The organism is Xanthomonas dyei (genome assembly GCF_002939865.1).
Classification (GTDB): Bacteria; Pseudomonadota; Gammaproteobacteria; order Xanthomonadales; family Xanthomonadaceae; genus Xanthomonas; species Xanthomonas dyei.
This window is the reverse complement of record NZ_MDEE01000017.1, coordinates 62,310-78,959: the sequence shown is the minus strand read 5'-3', so window position 1 is coordinate 78,959 and position 16,650 is coordinate 62,310. Positions and strand designations below refer to the sequence as shown.

The following is a 16,650-nucleotide window of genomic DNA, read 5'->3' as shown; positions in this document are numbered from 1 at the left end:
CCTTGGCCTTGGCCATTGGTTTAGTCCCATCTGCCCGAATTCGATAGGTCCAATATAGTACCAATCGACGGCGACGCACCAGCCCTGTGCTGTGCCTCCACACGTGGACTGGTCTGGCGGGCATTGGGGTGGCCTGCGGGTGTATCTGCGGATTGGCCGATGCATGCCAGCGCGGCGAGGACTGGTCCGCATCGGACGGGCCGTCCTATCGGCAGCGGCCCTGGCAAGACGTGGTGGCGACCGGCCGATGTGTGGCCGGGTAGATCAGACCAATTTCGCCCGCGCCGAGGTCGGCAGCCGAGCAGTTCCGTTGCGCAGGTCGAAGTATTGGGCCATGCCCAACTGCAGCAACCCGGCCCAACGGCAAAGGCATCAGGCGTCTGCGCTACAGCTGCCCCTGATCGACACGCACCAGCCAACGCTCCGGCGTCTGCACGAAGCCGAGCAGTTGCAGGCCCAGCTGCAGCGCGGTGTCGTTGCCGGGCTCGACCTGGGTGCGCCACTGCCAGCGACCATCGCGCTGCAGGCGCAGCTCGGCGCTGAGGTCGACGCCTTCGGGCAGGCCACCATCGGGCGTCAGTGCCAGCACCACGGCATCGTCCATGCATCGCGGGCTACCGCGCAGACGCAACGGCAGCAGCCCGGCGGCTTCGCCACCGGCGTTGGGCAGCACCTGCACGGCCACATCGCCGCCGGCCTGCGTGCAGCGTGTGGCGTCAAACACCGCATGCACCTCGCGCAGGTCGATCGACAGGTCCAGCAAGGCCACCCCACCCGGCTTGCGCAGCAACAGGCGACCGTTGGCCTGCTGCACACCCTGCTGCGCGCCCTGCAACGCCACCAGCTGCGCGGTGGCCGAACGCAGCTGCACCTGGCGTTGCCCGCGCAACAAGGGCAGCGGGCGCACACGCACACCGACATCGCCCACGTCCATGCTGGTCCAGGTCACGCCACGCAGGGTGCCATTCCAGATCGAGCCCTGCGCTTCCAGCGCGGCAAACGGCAGCGTGTCGATCGGCAACACCAGGCGCAGCGGCAAGGTGGCGATGACGCCGATGACCAGCAATACGCTGCCCAGCAACAACCAACGCACTGTCCTCATGGCGCGATACCCGAGAACGTGCAGCGCACCTGCAGTTGCCCGTCGCGGCGGCTGATTTCAAGCGCCGAAGGCGTCAGACCGTGGCGCTGGCGCAGCTGTTCCAGCCAGGCGAACAAGACGGGGCTGGTGACGGTGTCGATCTGCAATGCAAGTGTTCCCGTCGGACTGCGCTGTTGGCGGGTGATGGTGATCGTCGCATCGCGCGCGCTTTGCGTGATGCGCGCCAGCGGAATGGCGGCCACGGTAGCGCCGGGCTGCGATGCGCGTGCCATGAGCAGCACCTGCGCAGCATGGTCATAGCGTGCCTGCGCGCTGCTGCGCCAGTGCCGCAGCGGCACCAGCAGCGCGTACCAGCCGATGAATGCAGCGATGGCAGCCACCATCACCGACAGCATGAGGCGCTCGCGTGGTGCGCGGGTCTGCCACCACACCGGCATGCGTTGCAGCGTACTCATTGCGGCGGCTCCAGTTCCAATGAAGTGGCGAGTCTGTCATCGCGGGGCTGGCCTGCGCCTGCGCGCACCTGCCAACCGGCGCGACTGAGCGGGGCAGTGACGTGTTGCAGTTGCGCGGCGTCGTTGTGCAGCAAGGTGACACGCAGCGGACCTTGCTGCTGGTAAGCGAGCGCGTCCAATTCTGCACCAGGTACCGCTTCGACTGCCGCGAACAGTGCGGCCAGTTGCGGGGCGAATGCGTTCTGCGAGGCGGCGGTTTTCCGGGTTGTGTCTGCGCTGGGCGTCATCACCATCTTGTCCAGCAGCTGTGCGCTGCGCCGCTGCAGAAGCTGCGCGCCGATCTCGTAACGCAGGCTCTGCGCCACCAGCAGAAACACCGGCGACAGCACCAGCAGCGCAAGCAACCACGCAAGCGTGCATGCGCTCAGCTGCGCACGCTGGCGCGTTGGCGCGGCGAAGCCTTGCTGGCGCAGATTGATCGGCGCGGTGGCGGCATGCCGGGCAAACTGCGCGATGGCGGGCGTTGGACCCGGATCCGGCGGCAGTGCCGGTGCGACCGGGAGTGTTGCAATCAGCATCTGCGCAAGCTGCGGCTCCAGGCTGCAGGCGATGCGTGTACCACGCACCACCCAGCGGCCATCCCAGTGCAGCAGCGTCGGCGGTTGATCCGCCGCCGCGTCGGGCAGCAGCAGACAGTCGGGCACCACTGCATCGGGCACCATGCCCAGGGCTGCTGCACGGTCAAGCCACTGCCGCATCACCGACGCATCCACTGCGGCAACCAGGCGCATGCCATCGCTCTCTGCATGGTCGGCGATCACCACATGCAGCGCCTGGGCATCGCCCGCCAGATGCTCGGCCAGCTGCAGCCGCGCCGCAGCCAGCGACTGCGCGACGCTGCGCCCAGGCAAGGTCATCCAGCGCAGATGCACGTCCATGCCTGGCACCACCAGCACCGTCTGCGTTGTTTGCGCCGGGCGCTCATTCGACGCGTCCTGCGCCAGCACATGGCCGTGTGCATCTACGCGCACGGCGATGGGCTGCGTTGTGGCATCGGCCGGCAACAACACCAGGGTGCTACTCATTCGTCGGGGCTCCATTGGCGTGCCACCAGCCGCACACGGCCGGCAGGGTCCTGTTGCAGCAATGCCTCCAGCAGAACCTGCGCACCGGCATGGTCCACCTGGCTGTAGAGGGAAAAATAGGACGTGCGTAATGCGATCTGCTGAAACACCGCGTCGGGCAACTGCGCCTGCATCAGTGCAGGTTGCTTCCAGAACGCCGCTGCATCGCTCCAACCTCCGACCGGCCGTGCGGCGATGATGCGGCGTGCCGCCGGCAACTCCACGGCGCCTTCGGTCAGGGCCACCAGCACCGGTGCATCGTCGGCGCGCAGCGTATTGATGTTGATCGGCGACAACCGCCCTTCGGGCAGTGCACACACATAGGGCTGCAGCTGCGCGACGAGCGCCGGCGTGTAACCGGCGATGGCGCGCAGCTCGCTGACGCCAGCCAACAAGGTCGCGCCAGTGCGCAGCGGCACCGGCGCTTGCAGATAGCGGTCGTCTTCGGCACCTTGCGCGCCCGGCTGTGCATCGCTATCGATCCAGTCCACCAGCGCATCGGTCAGGGCCTGCGACTGTTGCGGCGCGATGCCCAACGCGTCCAGCAAGGCCAGATACTGGTTGGCGCCATCTTCGCTACGTTGCCATTGCTCGGGTGCGCCCATCACCACGCTATTGAGGTTGAAGCAGCCGCCGCGATCGCGCAGCCGCACGCTCACCATCCCATCGTCCAACGGGAAGGTGATCGGTTGGTCGTTCCAGCCGCCCTCCAGCGTGGTGCGCAACGGGTCGCGCTTGACCAACGCCTGCAAGCGTTGCCGCGCGACGGTTTCGCTGCCCAGCGCATACCACTGCGCCTGCGTCATCGCCTCTGCGTTACCGCTGCGGCGCAGGCCAAAGCGCAGGTCGTTCAAGACCGCCACCATCAGCAGCGTCATCACCGCCACCAGCAACAACACCGTCAGTAACGCGACACCGCGTTGTTGCGCAGGCGCCTGCAGCGTTTTCATGCGCGTCCCTCCGGCAGCAGGAACAGCTGACGCACGCGGCCCCAGTGTTCCAGATCCAGTTCCAGCGACAGCGCATCCGGCAGTGCTTCCAGCCCGCCGCTCCAGCCATCGCTCCACTGCGCGCGATAGTGAAACGCCACCTCGGCCGAACGCACCCCACGCAGCAGCACCTGCGGCGCCCCGGCCACCGCACCATCCAGCATCGGCCGCGCACTGCGCTCCAGGCGGCCATCGACGATGCGGTACTCGACATATTGCAGCGACGCACGCGGCGCCTGATCCGGATTGCTCCAGCCGCGCCGAACAAAGCCGAACAACGGCCCTTGCGTTCCGGGCGCACGCGCAACGAACGCAGTGCGCGCGGTGCTGCCATCGCTGTTGCGGGTGCGGCGTACCACAGCCTGTTGCAGATCGCTGCGCAGCAGGCCATGGGCCAGTTGAAGATCGCGCACCTGCTGCAGGCGTGCACGCACCGCATCGCGCTGATCGATGCTTTGCCGCATCACCACCACTGCGGCGCTGGCCACCAGCGCGAAGACCGCCAGCGCCACCAGCAGTTCGATCAAGGTGAAGCCCTGCATGCGGCGCGTGCAGCTCATTGCACACTCCGTAACGTGCTCAGGGTGGCGATCTGCTGCACTTGTCCTGCGGCGCGCACGCGCACCTCGATACGCACCATGCCAGCGCTTGCCGGCACCGCCTGGCGCTGCCAGTCCCAACCACGGCCGCCCAGTGTGTCCTGGCCTTGCGCAGGCGCTACTGCGGCGTTGGCCGGCGCCAGCATCGCCTCGATCGCCTGATTTTCTGCAACCAACGCGGCCAACATGCGTTCTTCCAGCACCACCGCGGTGCGCGTGCTTTCGCCCGACAGATTCAACAAGCCGACCACCGCCATGCCGAAGATGGCCAAGGCGACCATCAACTCAAGCAGCGAAAATCCGGCACAGGCGCGGTGATTATCGATGCGGCGCATCGACCTGTACCACACCGGCGGCATCCACCGTCACCTGCAACTGTTGCTGCCCATCGGCCAGCGCGATGCGTTGCGGCGTGGCCGCGCCGGTCGGGTCGAAGCGAACGCTCAGCTGAGTGCCGCCAGCCGGAAACTGCGCCTGCACGCCAGCAGACCAGCGCGTTGCGGCGAACGGCGTGTCGTCCAGTGCCACCCAGCGCTGTTGCGCCTGGCGACGGAACGCATAACCGCCCGCATCGATGGTCACCTCGACCATGCGCAGGCTCAGGATCGCTTCGTCGCGGGCATTGGCCAGCGCGCTGGCCAGCATGTCCGCCTGATCGTGCAGATCCCGCCGCGTGTCCGGCAAGGTCATCACCACCAGGGTGCTGGCAAGCGCAGTGATCACCAGCACCGCCAACAGCTCGAGCAGGGTGAAACCGCGCATGCGTGCACGCCCACTGCGTAACGACGCGCGTTGCTCGCTGGGTGACGCAGTCAGCACAGCGGCACCTCAGCGCCAGTTGCCGATGTCGGCATTGTCGGCATCGCCACCTTCGGCGCCGTCGGCACCGAACGAGTAGACGTCGAAGCCGCCGTTTCGGCCCGGGCGACAGTACTGATACGCGTGGCCCCACGGGTCTTCCGGCAACCGGCGGATGTAACCGCCCTGCCGATAGCGCTCGGGCCGGGTCAGGCCGCTCGGCGGGTTGAGCAAGGCCTGCAAGCCCTGCTCGGTGGTCGGATAGGTCAGGTTGTCCAGGCGGTAGGTTTCCAGCGCCTGCTCCAACACCGCGACATCGGCGCGTGCCTTTTCGACCATGGCGCGGTCCTGGCTGGGCATCACGTTGATCATCACCACGGTGGCCAGCAGGCCGATGATGACGATCACCACCATCAACTCGACCAGGGTAAAACCGCGCACGCCACTGCGCGAGACAGGCGAGCCGGCGAGTGCACGAGATTGGGTGGACTGCATGTGGATCTCCGAAGAAAGCGACCGCGCTCAGCCAAGCGCGAGGGTGTTGAATTGCAGGATGGGCAACAGGATCGATAGCACGATCACCGCCACTACACCGCCGAGCAGCACGATGATGGCCGGCTCCAGCAGGCTCATCGCCGCAGTGGTGAAGGATTCGAACTCGCGCTCCAGATACTCGGCGGCGCGTTCCAGCATCGGCGCCAGGCGCCCGCTGTTTTCGCCGCTGGACGCCATGTACAGCAGCGTGGGCGGAAACACGCCGGCGCGCTTCATCGCCGCAGCCAGGCTGCCACCCTCGCGGATGGCGGTGACCATGTTGTCGGTGGCCAGCCGCAATGCGCGGTTGTCGACCGTGCGTGCGGCGATCATCAAGCCTTCCATCAGCGGCAGGCCGCTGTTGACCATGATCGCCAAAGTACGCGCCATGCGCGCGGCGTGCAGGTCGCGGATCAGCCGGCCAAGCAAGGGCGCGCGCAGGACTGCGCGATCCGCCGCCAGCCGCAACGCCGGGCGTTTGAGCAACCTTAGCGCTGTAAGTACCGCAATCACCAACGCAACCAATAACGGAATGCCGGCTTGCAGCAGGAAGTTCGACACCGCGATCACCGCGCGCGTCAGCCATGGCAAGGCGCGGCCCATCGAATCGAACTGGTCCACCACCTTGGGCACGACAAAGGTCATCAACACGATCACCACCGCACCGGCCGTCAACGCCAACGCGGCCGGGTAGACCAGGGCGGACTGCAGCTTGCTGCGCACCTGCGCCTGCCGCTCGAGCAGATCGGCTAACCGCTCGAGCACCTGCGGCAACGCGCCAGCGCTTTCGCCTGCGGCCACCATGGCGCGATACAACGGCGGAAACGCCTTGCCCTGGCGTGCCATCGCATCGGATAGGCGAAAGCCTTCGACCACCAAGCCATGCGTCTGGCTGGTGACGCGGCGCACGCCGCGACGTTCGGATTGCGTGCCGATGGTGCGCAAGGCTTCTTCCAACGGCGCGGTTTCCACCAGCGTCGACAGCTGGCGTGTGAACAACACCAGATCCTTGCCGCTGAAGCGCGCCGCCTGCACGGCGGTCGATGCAGCTGCTGCGGCAGCGATCCGCACCGGTACCCATTGGCGCTGCTCCAGCTGGGCGCGCGCACTGTGCACGCTGTCGGCGCTGATCACGCCCTGGCGGCTGCGCCCCTGCAGATCGAGCACGGTGTAATCAAACCGCGGCATGCGCATCGTCCTGCTGGCGAGTGACGCGCAAGGCTTCTTCCAGCGTGGTCAGCCCCTGCAGCACCGCAGCGCGTGCGGCATCGCCCAGCCGCGGCGCGCGTGCAAACGCGACTGCCGCCAGCGCATCTTCGTCGGCGTTGTCGCCGATCAGGCGGCGCAGCGCATCGTCCACCGCAATGGCTTCGTAAATGCCCACGCGCCCGGCATAACCGCTGTGATGGCACACCGCGCAGCCCACCGCTGCATAGACGGTTGCACTGTCATCGTCGTCGACCGCAAGCAGGTGTCGTGCGGCTGCATCCAGTGGCCGCGGCGTGCAGCATTGCGGGCACAGCCGCCGCACCAGCCGCTGCGCCAGAATCAGGCGCAGGCTCGACGCCAGCAGAAACGGTTCGATGCCCATGTCACGCAGGCGCGTGACCGCGCCCACCGCATCGTTGGTGTGCACGGTGGACAGCACCAGATGGCCGGTAAGGCTGGCCTGCACCGCGATCTGCGCGGTCTCGGCATCGCGGATCTCGCCGATCATCACCACGTCCGGGTCCTGCCGCAGGATGGCGCGCAAGCCGGCCGCGAAGGTCATGCCCACGCGCGCGTTGACCTGGGTCTGGCCGACCCCGTCGATGGCGTATTCCACCGGGTCTTCGACGGTGAGGATATTGCGCGAGCCATCGTTGAGCAGGCTCAACGCAGCGTACAAGGTGGTGGTCTTGCCCGAGCCGGTGGGGCCGGTCACCAGCACGATGCCGTTGGGCACCTGCAATGCGCGCTGCACGGTGTGCATCACCGCCGCCGGCATGCCCAACTGGGTCAACGACAAGCTGCCCTGCTCCTTGTCCAGGATGCGCAGCACCACGCGCTCGCTGTTGCGCGTGGGCAAGGTGGACACGCGTACGTCCAACGCCTTTGCGCCCATCACCAGCGACACCCGGCCGTCCTGCGGAACACGTTTTTCCGCGATATCCAGGCGGGCCATCACCTTGACGCGCGACACCAGCAGCGGTGCGATGCGTCCGGGCAACGTGGCCGCTTCGCGCATCACCCCATCCACGCGCATGCGCACCCGCAGCCGCGATTCGTAGGATTCCAGATGCACGTCGGACGCGCCCAGGCGCGCGGCCTCGGCGATGATGCCGTTGATCAGGCGAATGATCGGCGCATCGTCCTGGCTGTCGAGCAGATCGGCGGTGGGAATATCGTCGATCAACGCATCCAGGCTGCCATGCAGATCCAGCGCCTCGACCTGTGCGCCCTGCTCCATGCCAGCATCGGCATAGATCTCCGACACATGCCGGTCGAATACCGCCGGCGCCAGCGTGCGCACCTGCAACGGCCTGCCCAGCGCACGACGCAACTCGATCAAGGCCTGCACGTCGGCACCATCGCGCAGCCCGATCTGTGCAATGTCGTCGGCGCCAAGCAGCACCACGCCATGGCGCTTGGCGAACGCATAGGAAATGCTGGCGCGCGCAGTGCTCATGGCATCAGCGCTGCACGGGGCGTGCACTGGGTGCAGGCGTGGCTGCAGGTGCCGGCGCTACCGGCGATGGCCCGGCCGGCAACTGCGGCGGCTGCGCGCGCAGGTAGTCGCGTACCAGGGCATCGAGCGCTGCTTCCGGGTCGCCGTCGGCCAGCTGGCGGTCGCGTAGATAGCTGTAGCGTGGTGCGGTCATGCGCTGCGCATCGGCGGCATCGCGAATGATGGTGGGGCGGATGAAGACCATCAGGTTGGTCTTGTCGCGGTTACGCGACTTGTGCCGGAACAGTGCGCCCAGGCCCGGCACGTCGCCCAGCAGCGGCACCTTTTCCACGGTCTGGCGGTCGTTTTGATCCAGCAATCCACCGAGCGCAACGATGGCGCCGTTTTCCACCACCACCCGCGTTTCGATCTGGCGTTTATTGAAGACCAGCTCCGAGGACTGCGCGCTCACCGGCCCGGCAATGGCCGAGACTTCCTGCTTGATCGCCAGCGTAATGCCGCCGGCGGTATTGATCTGCGGGCGCACTTCCAGCTCCACGCCAACGTCCTGGCGCTGGATGGTGCGGAACGGGTTGTCGTTGGCCGCGCCCAGCACTTCGCCCGTGGTGATCGGCACTTCCTGGCCCACCAGAATGCGCGCCTGTTCGTTGTCCAACGTCATGATCGACGGCGTGGACAACAGATTGGAGCCGGTATCGCTCTTGACCGCATCGATGATCATGCCGAACACCGCATCGTTGCTTTGCCCGGCCAGGCCGATCAGGCCGCCGCTCAACCCCAGCAGCGATTGCGCGGCCACATTGCGCGCCTGTTCCAGCACCGAATCATCGTCGTCATTGCCACTGCGGGTACCGGCCGCTGCGGCGGCAAGCGGCACGATGCCCGGCGCTGCACCGCTGTACTGCGTGGCGATCAACGGCACGGTGCCGTTGCGGCCGGCCAGCAGCAGCTGCACGCCCAAGCGCTTGGCCGCGGTGTCGGAAATCTCCACCACGATCGCCTCCACCAGCACCTGCTCGCGATGCACGTCCAGCTGGCGGATGACATCCATCAAGGCGCGCTGGGTTTCCGGGTCGGCGTTGATGATCAAGGCATTGGAGCCGGGGTAGCGCACGATCACCGGGCGCTTGCCGGCGGCAGGCGCAATCACCTGGGTCTGTGCGGTGCCGGCGGCTGCCACATCCACGGCAGTGGAGCGCGTGTCCTGCCCGGCTTGCGCCTCATTGCCCGGCGTCTGCCCGACCAACTGTTGCAGCACCGGCAGCAATTGCTCGGCGCTGGCGTGTTGCAACCGCACCACGCTGACATCGCCGCGACGCTCGGCGCGCCCATCCAGATCCATCGCGGTGCGCACCACGCGCTGCACCAGCGCCGGGTCGCCACGCACGATCAACGAATTGCTGCTGTCCACCGGCAACACCGACAACACCGCGCTGCGTTCGCCTGCCTGGCCGAACAGCGAGGTCAATGTGCGTGCCAGCTCCTGCGCAGAGCTATTGCGCAAGGTCACCGTATCGATGGCCGCACGGTCGGTATCGATCTGCGCCACCAGCCCGCGAATGCGACGCAGGTTGTCCGCGTAATCGGCAATCAGCAAGCTATTGCCCTGCGGCAGCGCCATGATCACACCGCCGCGCCCGATCAGCGGCTTGAGGATTTCTGCCGCGCTGCGCGCATCCACGCGCTGCAGCGTAAAGACCTGTGTGGCAAACCCCAGGTTGCCGCTGACGGCACTGCCCGGCTGTTGCGCAGCGGTGTCGTCGGGAATGATGCGATACGTCGAGGGACCACTGGACACCGCAATCAAGCCATTGGCGCGCAACACCGCCAGCAGCATGCCGAGCAGATCGGCTTCGCTCATCGCCTGCGCGCGCGCCACGTTCACCGTGCCCTGCACGCGCGTGTCCACGATGAAGGTGATGCCGGTAGCGCGCGAGACGTCCTGGATGAAGGCACGCAGGTCCACATCCTGCAGCCGCACGGCAGGCGCATCGGCGGCCTGCAGCGACACCACCGGTGCGACGGCACACATGCACAGCAACGTGGCCGACAACAGCCACAAGGGGCGAACAGCGGTCATTGCGGGCGCTTCAAGGTCATGGTGTGGGTCTGGCCGTCGCGGCGATAGGTCAGCGTGGCCGCCTGGCCATCGCGTAGTTCGTCCTGCAACTCGCGCAGGTGTTCTGCATCGAGCGTGCGGCCGTTGATCTGGGTCAGCACATCGCCCGCTGCCAGCCCGGCCTGGCGCAACAGCGCGCCATCGCCGCGCGGCATGATGGTGAAACCGCTGCCGTCCGCGCTTGCGCGCAGCCCGGCGCTGCTCAGCAGCTGCTGCGGGTCGACTGCGGTTGCGCCTGCTGCTGCCGTCGCATTGCCCACGTTGGACATCACGCCGGATGCGCTGCCTGCTGCCGCTGCGTTCGCTGACGATGGCGTTGTTGCAAGCGCCGGCACTGCCGCATCGCGTAGTGCCAGGCGGCGCACGCCGCTGCCGGTGCGCAACAGCACATGGTCGGCGGCGACCGCTTGCAACACCACGCCGGGCACCACCGTATCGCCGACGCGGTAGGCACCTTGCCGGCCATCGCCAAGACTCAGGTAGGCCGCTGCCTGCGCAGCACCTGCGCGCACACCGTGCAGCACCACACCGTCGCTATTGCTATTGCTGTCGGCAACGCTGCGATAGAACACGTCGCGGCGTAATGCAGACAGGTCGGACGCCGTGGCAACGCTCGGCGGTGCATGACCCACCGGACCGACCGGCGTCAGCACCAACCACAGCAATCGCAGCCCTTGCAGTGCCAGCAACGCGACCAGCGCACAGACCAGTGCCGTGCGTGCGGCATGCGACGACATGACGGTGGTCAACGGGGGCAAGGCGCGGTGCAAAGCGGACATCCGTCTGGAGGATTTCGATCGGATGACAGAATGCGGCAGCAATGTGTCAGTTAGAAGAAATCGATGACACAAGCCGACACACTCCGACATGCGGCAAAACGCAAACGCCCGCCATGCGAAGCACAGCGGGCGTTTGCGTTTCTGCAGGCGTCTGAGGGATCAGAAACGCGCTGTCACACTGATGTCATAGCTGATGCCGGGCTGGTAGGTGTACAGATCCACCCGGTTGCTGCCCACGCGCTGGAACTCCTGGTATTTGGTCTTGAGCAGATTGCGTGCGGCAAAGTTCACCGACAGCGTATCGCCCGACCACACCAGGCCCTTCTTGATCACCAGATCCAGCGATGTACCCGGCTTGTCGATGTAGTCCGGCTGACCCGGACGACCGCGTGCAGAAATACGCTCGCCCACGTAGTTGGCGATCAAGGTCGCCTGGCTATGCGTGCTCTCGCTTTCCACACCGATCTGCAGGTTGGCGATATCGTCCGACTGCCCCTGCAGTGCCGACCCGTCGCGAATGAACAGGTTGGCCTGCACCGGTGCGCTGAAGCCGAACGGCTGCACGGTATCGCCGGCACTCGCGCTCACCTCGGACTTGGTGCGCGTGTAGTTGCCGGACACGAACAGGCGCTTGTCGCCCCACCAATCGGCTGCGACCGGCACGTCCAGATACTTCTTGGCTTCCAGCTCGATGCCGTACAGCGTGGCCTTGGGCGCATTGATGAAACTCTGCACGATGCCGCCGCCGGGTGCATCGTTGACGATGGCTTCGATCGGCTTGTCGATGTCCTTGTAGAACGCACCGACGGTGACGTACTGGCCCGGCTCGAAGAACCATTCGTAGCGCGCATCCAGATTGACCAGTTCGCTGTCGATCAGGAACGGGTTGCCGAAGAACTGGCGGTCGATATCCGGGTCCAGATACTGCTGCGGTGCCATTTCGCGGAATTGCGGCCGCGCAATCGTCTTGGACGCACCGAAGCGCAACTGCTGATTGTCGGCAAAGTTCCAGGTCACCGTGGCCGATGGCAACGCATAGCTGTTCTGCAACGGCGCCACGCTGTCCTGGCGTGCGCCGCTGAAGATGTCGTACGGATGCACCGCCTGGGTGGCGTCTTCGTAACGCACGCCAACGGTGGCGCGCAGGGTCGGCACGATCTCGCCTTCGGCCTGCAGATAGGCTGCCTTGACCTTCAACGTCGCGTCGTACGCAGCCGCACCGAAGCTGCCGGTGGTTTCGCGTAGCCGCAGCAGATCGTTGCTGAGGTTGTAGTCGGAGATCAGATAATCCACGCGCTGATACTGGTTCAAGAACGGCAACGGGCCGTCCAGCGCCAGAAAGCGGAACTCGCGGCTCCAAGCAGTGCGGTCGTTATCCAGATAGGCCAAGCCGCCCTTGATGGTGAGGTCGTGTTCGATCGGCAGCCGCCAGGTCATATCCACCCCGCCACTGGCGACCTTGTCATCGACCTTGCTGAAGCGTGTGTAGTTCTGCACGCGCGAGGCGTCGTGCGCCCAGTAGCCATCGAGCAACTCGTAACGGATGCCGGTTTCGTACGGCACATCGCGGCTGGCGTTGGCAACCGCAGCACGCCACTCGATCTTGAGGTCGTCGTACTCGCCGAACGCATGCGAACCAAGCAGCTGGTTGTTGATCAACTGACGCGCATACCACTCGGTGTTGTCGTCGCGCACATCGAACCCGGCCAGTTCATCGCGGCCGGCGCGGCTGCGCGCTACCTTCAGCGTGTCGTGCACATACAAGGTGGTCCAGCCGATCTTGTGGCGGCCATACTCCCAGCCCAGGCCGAGCATGCCGTTGGTGCGCACGTTGTTGCGCGTGGTCGCAAAGTCGTAGTTGGAATTGAACTCCACGCTATCGCCGACAAAGATGCCGTCCTGCTGCTTGCCGGTGCGCGTGCGCCACTCGTTGTCGTAGCTGGCCACGGCCAGAATGCCCAGCTTGGCCTCGCCGATGTCCATGCTGTAGCCGGCGCTGCCGCCGACATTGACGTCCGGGTCGATGCTGTCCTTCTCCTGCAGCACATACAGATTGGCGTTGTTCATGCTGCGGCCGATGCGGCGGATGTCCTCGCGCGAAAAACTGCCCAGGTCCACGCGCCGCCCGGTGCGGATCGCATCGCGCAACGCGGCAGGTTGCTTTCGCGTGCCATCGTCATAGCCCCAGTCGTCATCGCTGGAGCCGTAGTAGGTCAGGCCCTTCTCGCCGGTGCTGACGCTATTGGCGCCGCCGCCCACGGTGAGCGACAGAAACGGTTTGTCCGGCACCGTCATGGATTGCAGATCGATCACGCCGCCGCCGAATTCGCCCGGATAGTCGGCCGAATACGTCTTTTGCACGGTCACGCTTTGCAGCACATCGCTGGGAAACAGATCCAGCGGCACCACGCGCTGCATCGGCTCCGGGCTGGGCAGTGGCGAGCCGTTGAACAAGGCCGACGAATAGCGCTCGCCCAGGCCGCGTACGTACACGTATTTGCCGCGCGACAGGCTCAGCCCGGTAACACGCGTCAGCGCTACCGCAGCGCTGCTGTCGCCGGTGCGCTCCATGTCCTCGCGGGTGATGAACGAGGCCACTTCGGAGGTTTGCAGCATCGGTTCGGGAATGTATTCGCCGCGCACCACGACCTGGTCGAGTTGCTTGGGCGCAATGGCAGCAGCGCTGGAACTGCTGCTACCGCCAGCGGCATCGCTGCTGGTCGACTGCGCCATGGCGGCGCCGGACAGCAGCAAGGTGGAAATGGAAAGAGACAGGCCCGTCCGCGAAAGACGGGCAACAGCGAAGGTTCGCATCGTGGGAGCCCTGACAACAGAAAGATGAAGCTGGACGCATCACACGGCGACGCGATGGCCGCCGTGCGATGCCGTGCCTCAGCAGGGGCGATCGGCGGTCAGTCCGCAGGTCCAGCCCTGCCACCAGGTGTCGTTGAAATCACGCACGCCACCGATGTAGTTCACCTGCTGGAAGAAGCTGCTCACCCCGTTCAAGCCCTGGAACGCCGGCACTGCAGTTTCGTTGGCGCCATTGATGAAGGTGTTCTGCAACGTGGACACGCCGTTGGCGACATTGTTGGTGCCGGCGGCGAACTGGCTGGTCGCACGCGGGTCGCTGCCGAACGCGGTCGGGCAGGCGAAGAACACCGAGTTGAACGTCCCCACGGTATCGGTATCGGCCAGGTTGAAGCACACCAGACCATCGCCGGTGCCACCGGCCGGACGGGTGAACACCGAGTTGTAGAACGCGGCCTGCGTGCCCTGGTTGAGCATGATCGCCGCACCCGTGCGGGCATTGCCCACGTAAGTGAAGTTGGCCACCTTCGGGCGCGAATACGGCTGACGACGCAGGCTGCTCCACTCGTTCATGCGGTCGCCGCCGCCAGCACGCTGGACCACGATGCCGAACTGCAATGCGCCGCTCCAACCGGCATCGGTATCCAGCGAATCGTCGTCGGCGCCGGTGATGACCACGTGGCTACCGTTGACCGTACCGCCGAACCATTCGATCCCGTCGTCGGAGCTGTTGTGGATCTGTACGTAGTCCAGACGCGTGCCGCTGCCCACGCCGGCCAGGGTGATGCCCTGCAGCTCGTTGTTGGGCGAGATTTCGAAACCCGAATACATCACGCGCAGGTAGCGCATCGAGCCGCTGTTATCGGTGGCGCTATTGCCGCCGTAGAACGCGTTGGTGCCTTCGACCTGCGCCTGACATTCCGGCGTGCCCGACACGGTGGTGCCCGGGCAGTTGTTGATCGCTGCACGGCCCAGCACCACGATGCCGCCCCACAGGCCGATGGTGTTGGCGCTGACCGTGCCATCCAGCGCCTGACGCGCAGTGAAGACGATCGGCGCAGTCGCGCTGCCTTCGGCAAAAATCTGCGAACCGCGATTGACCACGATGTAGTCGCTACCCGCCGAGCCATACAAGGTGACGCCCGGCTCGATGGTCAACACGCCCTGCGTGCTGCCGGCCGCCGGCGCGATGGCGTTGCCGCCGCGATCGGTACCGACGTTGACGCGGCCGCTGATCGAATACGCGGTACCGGCGCGCGCGGGCACCACCAGATTGCCGTTGATGGTGTCCGGCAGCTGGCAAGCGCGCAGCGTGTTGTTGGCGATAGTGCCCACGTTGGAAAACCCGGTCGGGCAATCCGCAGCCGGGCCGCTCGGTGTCGGTGTCGGTGTCGGTGTCGGAGCCGGGGTTGGTGCAGGCGTGGGCGCCGGGGTCGGTGCCGGGGCGGGCGGAAACGCGCCTTCGCCGGGCGAAGCGACACGGTCGGCACCGCCACCGCAGGCAGACAAGGCCAGTGCGGTGCTAAAGGTCATGAGAAGTGTCTTGCTGCTGTTGCGAACGGACATACGGCTGATCTCCAGGTCAAAGGGTCCGGTATGAAGAGGAGTCGTCAAGAATTGGTTGCGTTCCGCTCACTGCAGTGGCGAGCACGTTCAAGATCCCCGTCACCTTTATAGGGGCCGTCTGTTGCATTTGTCTTACCACGACACATTTGACACATAGATGCCACACGTTGGCATGCACTGTAGCGGGATGACACTCACCGATATCCCCAGCGCCCTGGCCGACTGGATCGTGGCGCAGGCCTTGGCCGGCCAACCGCCCGAGCACGCGCTGCAACCGCTGCTGGATCGTGGCTGGAACATGCAGGACGCCATCGATGCAGTCGAAGCGCTGGTGCGTGCGCACATCCAGCAGCACGCGCAAACACATGGATTGCCGATGCCGGTGCGCGTGCCGGCGCTGCTGCAGGACAGCGATGCATCGCTGCTGGATCTGGGCGATCGCCAGGTGCGCGTGTTGATGTGCATGCAGTTGCCGCGCGTGATGGTGCTGGGTGGCTTTTTATCCGATGCCGAATGCGATGCAGTGATCGCCCTCGCGCAGCCGCGCCTTGCGCGCTCGCGCACGGTGGACAACGCCAACGGTGCACATGTGGTGCACGCCGCACGCACCAGCGACAGCATGTGTTTGCAACTCGGGCAGGATGCGCTCTGCCAACGCATCGAAGCACGCATCGCCCGTCTGCTCGACTGGCCGGTGGATCACGGCGAAGGCTTGCAGGTCTTGCGCTACGGCACCGGCGCCGAATATCAGCCGCACTACGATTACTTCGACCCCGACGCAGCCGGCACCCCGGTGTTGCTGCAAGCCGGCGGGCAACGCGTCGCCTCGTTGGTGATGTACCTCAACACGCCCGACCGCGGCGGCGCCACGCGCTTTCCCGATGTGCATCTGGACATTGCCGCGATCGAGGGCAACGCGGTGTTCTTCAGCTACGACCGCCCGCACCCGATGACGCGCAGCCTGCATGCCGGCTCCCCGGTCCTGGCCGGCGAAAAGTGGGTGGCGACCAAGTGGCTGCGCGAGCGCGCGGCGTGCCTGCCGGACTGATCGAGCATCACGCCCAACAGCCAGCTTCATCGCCCGACGCATCGCCCAGCGCGCCCAT

General features: G+C 65.9%; 15 protein-coding genes. 1 reads left to right on the top strand and 14 read right to left on the bottom strand.

The window, feature by feature from the left end; all coding sequences use genetic code 11:
• Positions 1 to 385 precede the first annotated feature (385 nt).
• The 14 genes from gspN to XdyCFBP7245_RS12825 form a co-directional block, all read right to left on the bottom strand.
• Positions 386 to 1,102: a type II secretion system protein N gene (gspN, locus tag XdyCFBP7245_RS12890; protein ID WP_104615999.1), complete on the bottom strand. Its 717-nt coding sequence runs from the start codon at positions 1,100 to 1,102 to the stop codon at positions 386 to 388.
• Complete coding sequence (gene gspM, locus XdyCFBP7245_RS12885; protein ID WP_104615998.1) at positions 1,099 to 1,557, bottom strand: type II secretion system protein GspM; 459 nt, start codon at positions 1,555 to 1,557, stop codon at positions 1,099 to 1,101. Before gspM ends, gspN begins: the two co-directional genes overlap by 4 nt.
• Entirely contained in the window at positions 1,554 to 2,642 is a 1,089-nt protein-coding gene (gspL, locus tag XdyCFBP7245_RS12880; protein WP_104615997.1) for a type II secretion system protein GspL, read from the bottom strand. The genes gspM and gspL overlap by 4 nt, the downstream gene beginning before the upstream one ends.
• Positions 2,639 to 3,631: a type II secretion system minor pseudopilin GspK gene (gene gspK, locus XdyCFBP7245_RS12875; RefSeq protein WP_104615996.1), complete on the bottom strand. Its 993-nt coding sequence runs from the start codon at positions 3,629 to 3,631 to the stop codon at positions 2,639 to 2,641. The genes gspL and gspK overlap by 4 nt, the downstream gene beginning before the upstream one ends.
• Complete coding sequence (gene gspJ, locus XdyCFBP7245_RS12870) at positions 3,628 to 4,230, bottom strand: type II secretion system minor pseudopilin GspJ (protein ID WP_104615995.1); 603 nt, start codon at positions 4,228 to 4,230, stop codon at positions 3,628 to 3,630. Before gspJ ends, gspK begins: the two co-directional genes overlap by 4 nt.
• On the bottom strand, positions 4,227 to 4,604 hold the full coding sequence (gene gspI / locus XdyCFBP7245_RS12865; RefSeq protein WP_104615994.1) for a type II secretion system minor pseudopilin GspI: 378 nt from the start codon (positions 4,602 to 4,604) through the stop codon (positions 4,227 to 4,229). Before gspI ends, gspJ begins: the two co-directional genes overlap by 4 nt.
• Positions 4,588 to 5,031 carry a GspH/FimT family pseudopilin gene (locus tag XdyCFBP7245_RS12860; RefSeq protein ID WP_104615993.1) on the bottom strand — a complete coding sequence of 148 codons (444 nt, stop codon included), beginning with the start codon at positions 5,029 to 5,031 and terminating at the stop codon, positions 4,588 to 4,590. The genes gspI and XdyCFBP7245_RS12860 overlap by 17 nt, the downstream gene beginning before the upstream one ends.
• 66 nt (positions 5,032 to 5,097) lie before the next feature.
• Entirely contained in the window at positions 5,098 to 5,562 is a 465-nt protein-coding gene (gene gspG, locus XdyCFBP7245_RS12855; RefSeq protein WP_104615992.1) for a type II secretion system major pseudopilin GspG, read from the bottom strand.
• Positions 5,563 to 5,589: 27 nt separating this feature from the next.
• Positions 5,590 to 6,789 (bottom strand): type II secretion system inner membrane protein GspF, encoded by a 1,200-nt coding sequence (gene gspF / locus XdyCFBP7245_RS12850; protein WP_104616017.1) that lies wholly within the window; start codon positions 6,787 to 6,789, stop codon positions 5,590 to 5,592.
• Positions 6,776 to 8,269 carry a type II secretion system ATPase GspE gene (gspE, locus tag XdyCFBP7245_RS12845; RefSeq protein WP_104615991.1) on the bottom strand — a complete coding sequence of 498 codons (1,494 nt, stop codon included), beginning with the start codon at positions 8,267 to 8,269 and terminating at the stop codon, positions 6,776 to 6,778. The genes gspF and gspE overlap by 14 nt, the downstream gene beginning before the upstream one ends.
• A gap of 4 nt (positions 8,270 to 8,273) precedes the next feature.
• Complete coding sequence (gspD, locus tag XdyCFBP7245_RS12840; RefSeq protein ID WP_104615990.1) at positions 8,274 to 10,349, bottom strand: type II secretion system secretin GspD; 2,076 nt, start codon at positions 10,347 to 10,349, stop codon at positions 8,274 to 8,276.
• On the bottom strand, positions 10,346 to 11,167 hold the full coding sequence (locus XdyCFBP7245_RS12835; RefSeq protein WP_104615989.1) for a type II secretion system protein N: 822 nt from the start codon (positions 11,165 to 11,167) through the stop codon (positions 10,346 to 10,348). Before XdyCFBP7245_RS12835 ends, gspD begins: the two co-directional genes overlap by 4 nt.
• Positions 11,168 to 11,326: 159 nt before the next feature.
• Positions 11,327 to 13,981: a TonB-dependent receptor domain-containing protein gene (locus tag XdyCFBP7245_RS12830; protein WP_104615988.1), complete on the bottom strand. Its 2,655-nt coding sequence runs from the start codon at positions 13,979 to 13,981 to the stop codon at positions 11,327 to 11,329.
• A gap of 78 nt (positions 13,982 to 14,059) precedes the next feature.
• Positions 14,060 to 15,544: a hypothetical protein gene (locus XdyCFBP7245_RS12825; protein WP_170068634.1), complete on the bottom strand. Its 1,485-nt coding sequence runs from the start codon at positions 15,542 to 15,544 to the stop codon at positions 14,060 to 14,062.
• 187 nt (positions 15,545 to 15,731) lie between these two features.
• On the opposite strand from XdyCFBP7245_RS12825, the gene XdyCFBP7245_RS12820 reads away from it, so the two are divergent.
• Positions 15,732 to 16,592: a 2OG-Fe(II) oxygenase gene (locus tag XdyCFBP7245_RS12820; protein WP_104615986.1), complete on the top strand. Its 861-nt coding sequence runs from the start codon at positions 15,732 to 15,734 to the stop codon at positions 16,590 to 16,592.
• Positions 16,593 to 16,650 lie beyond the last annotated feature (58 nt).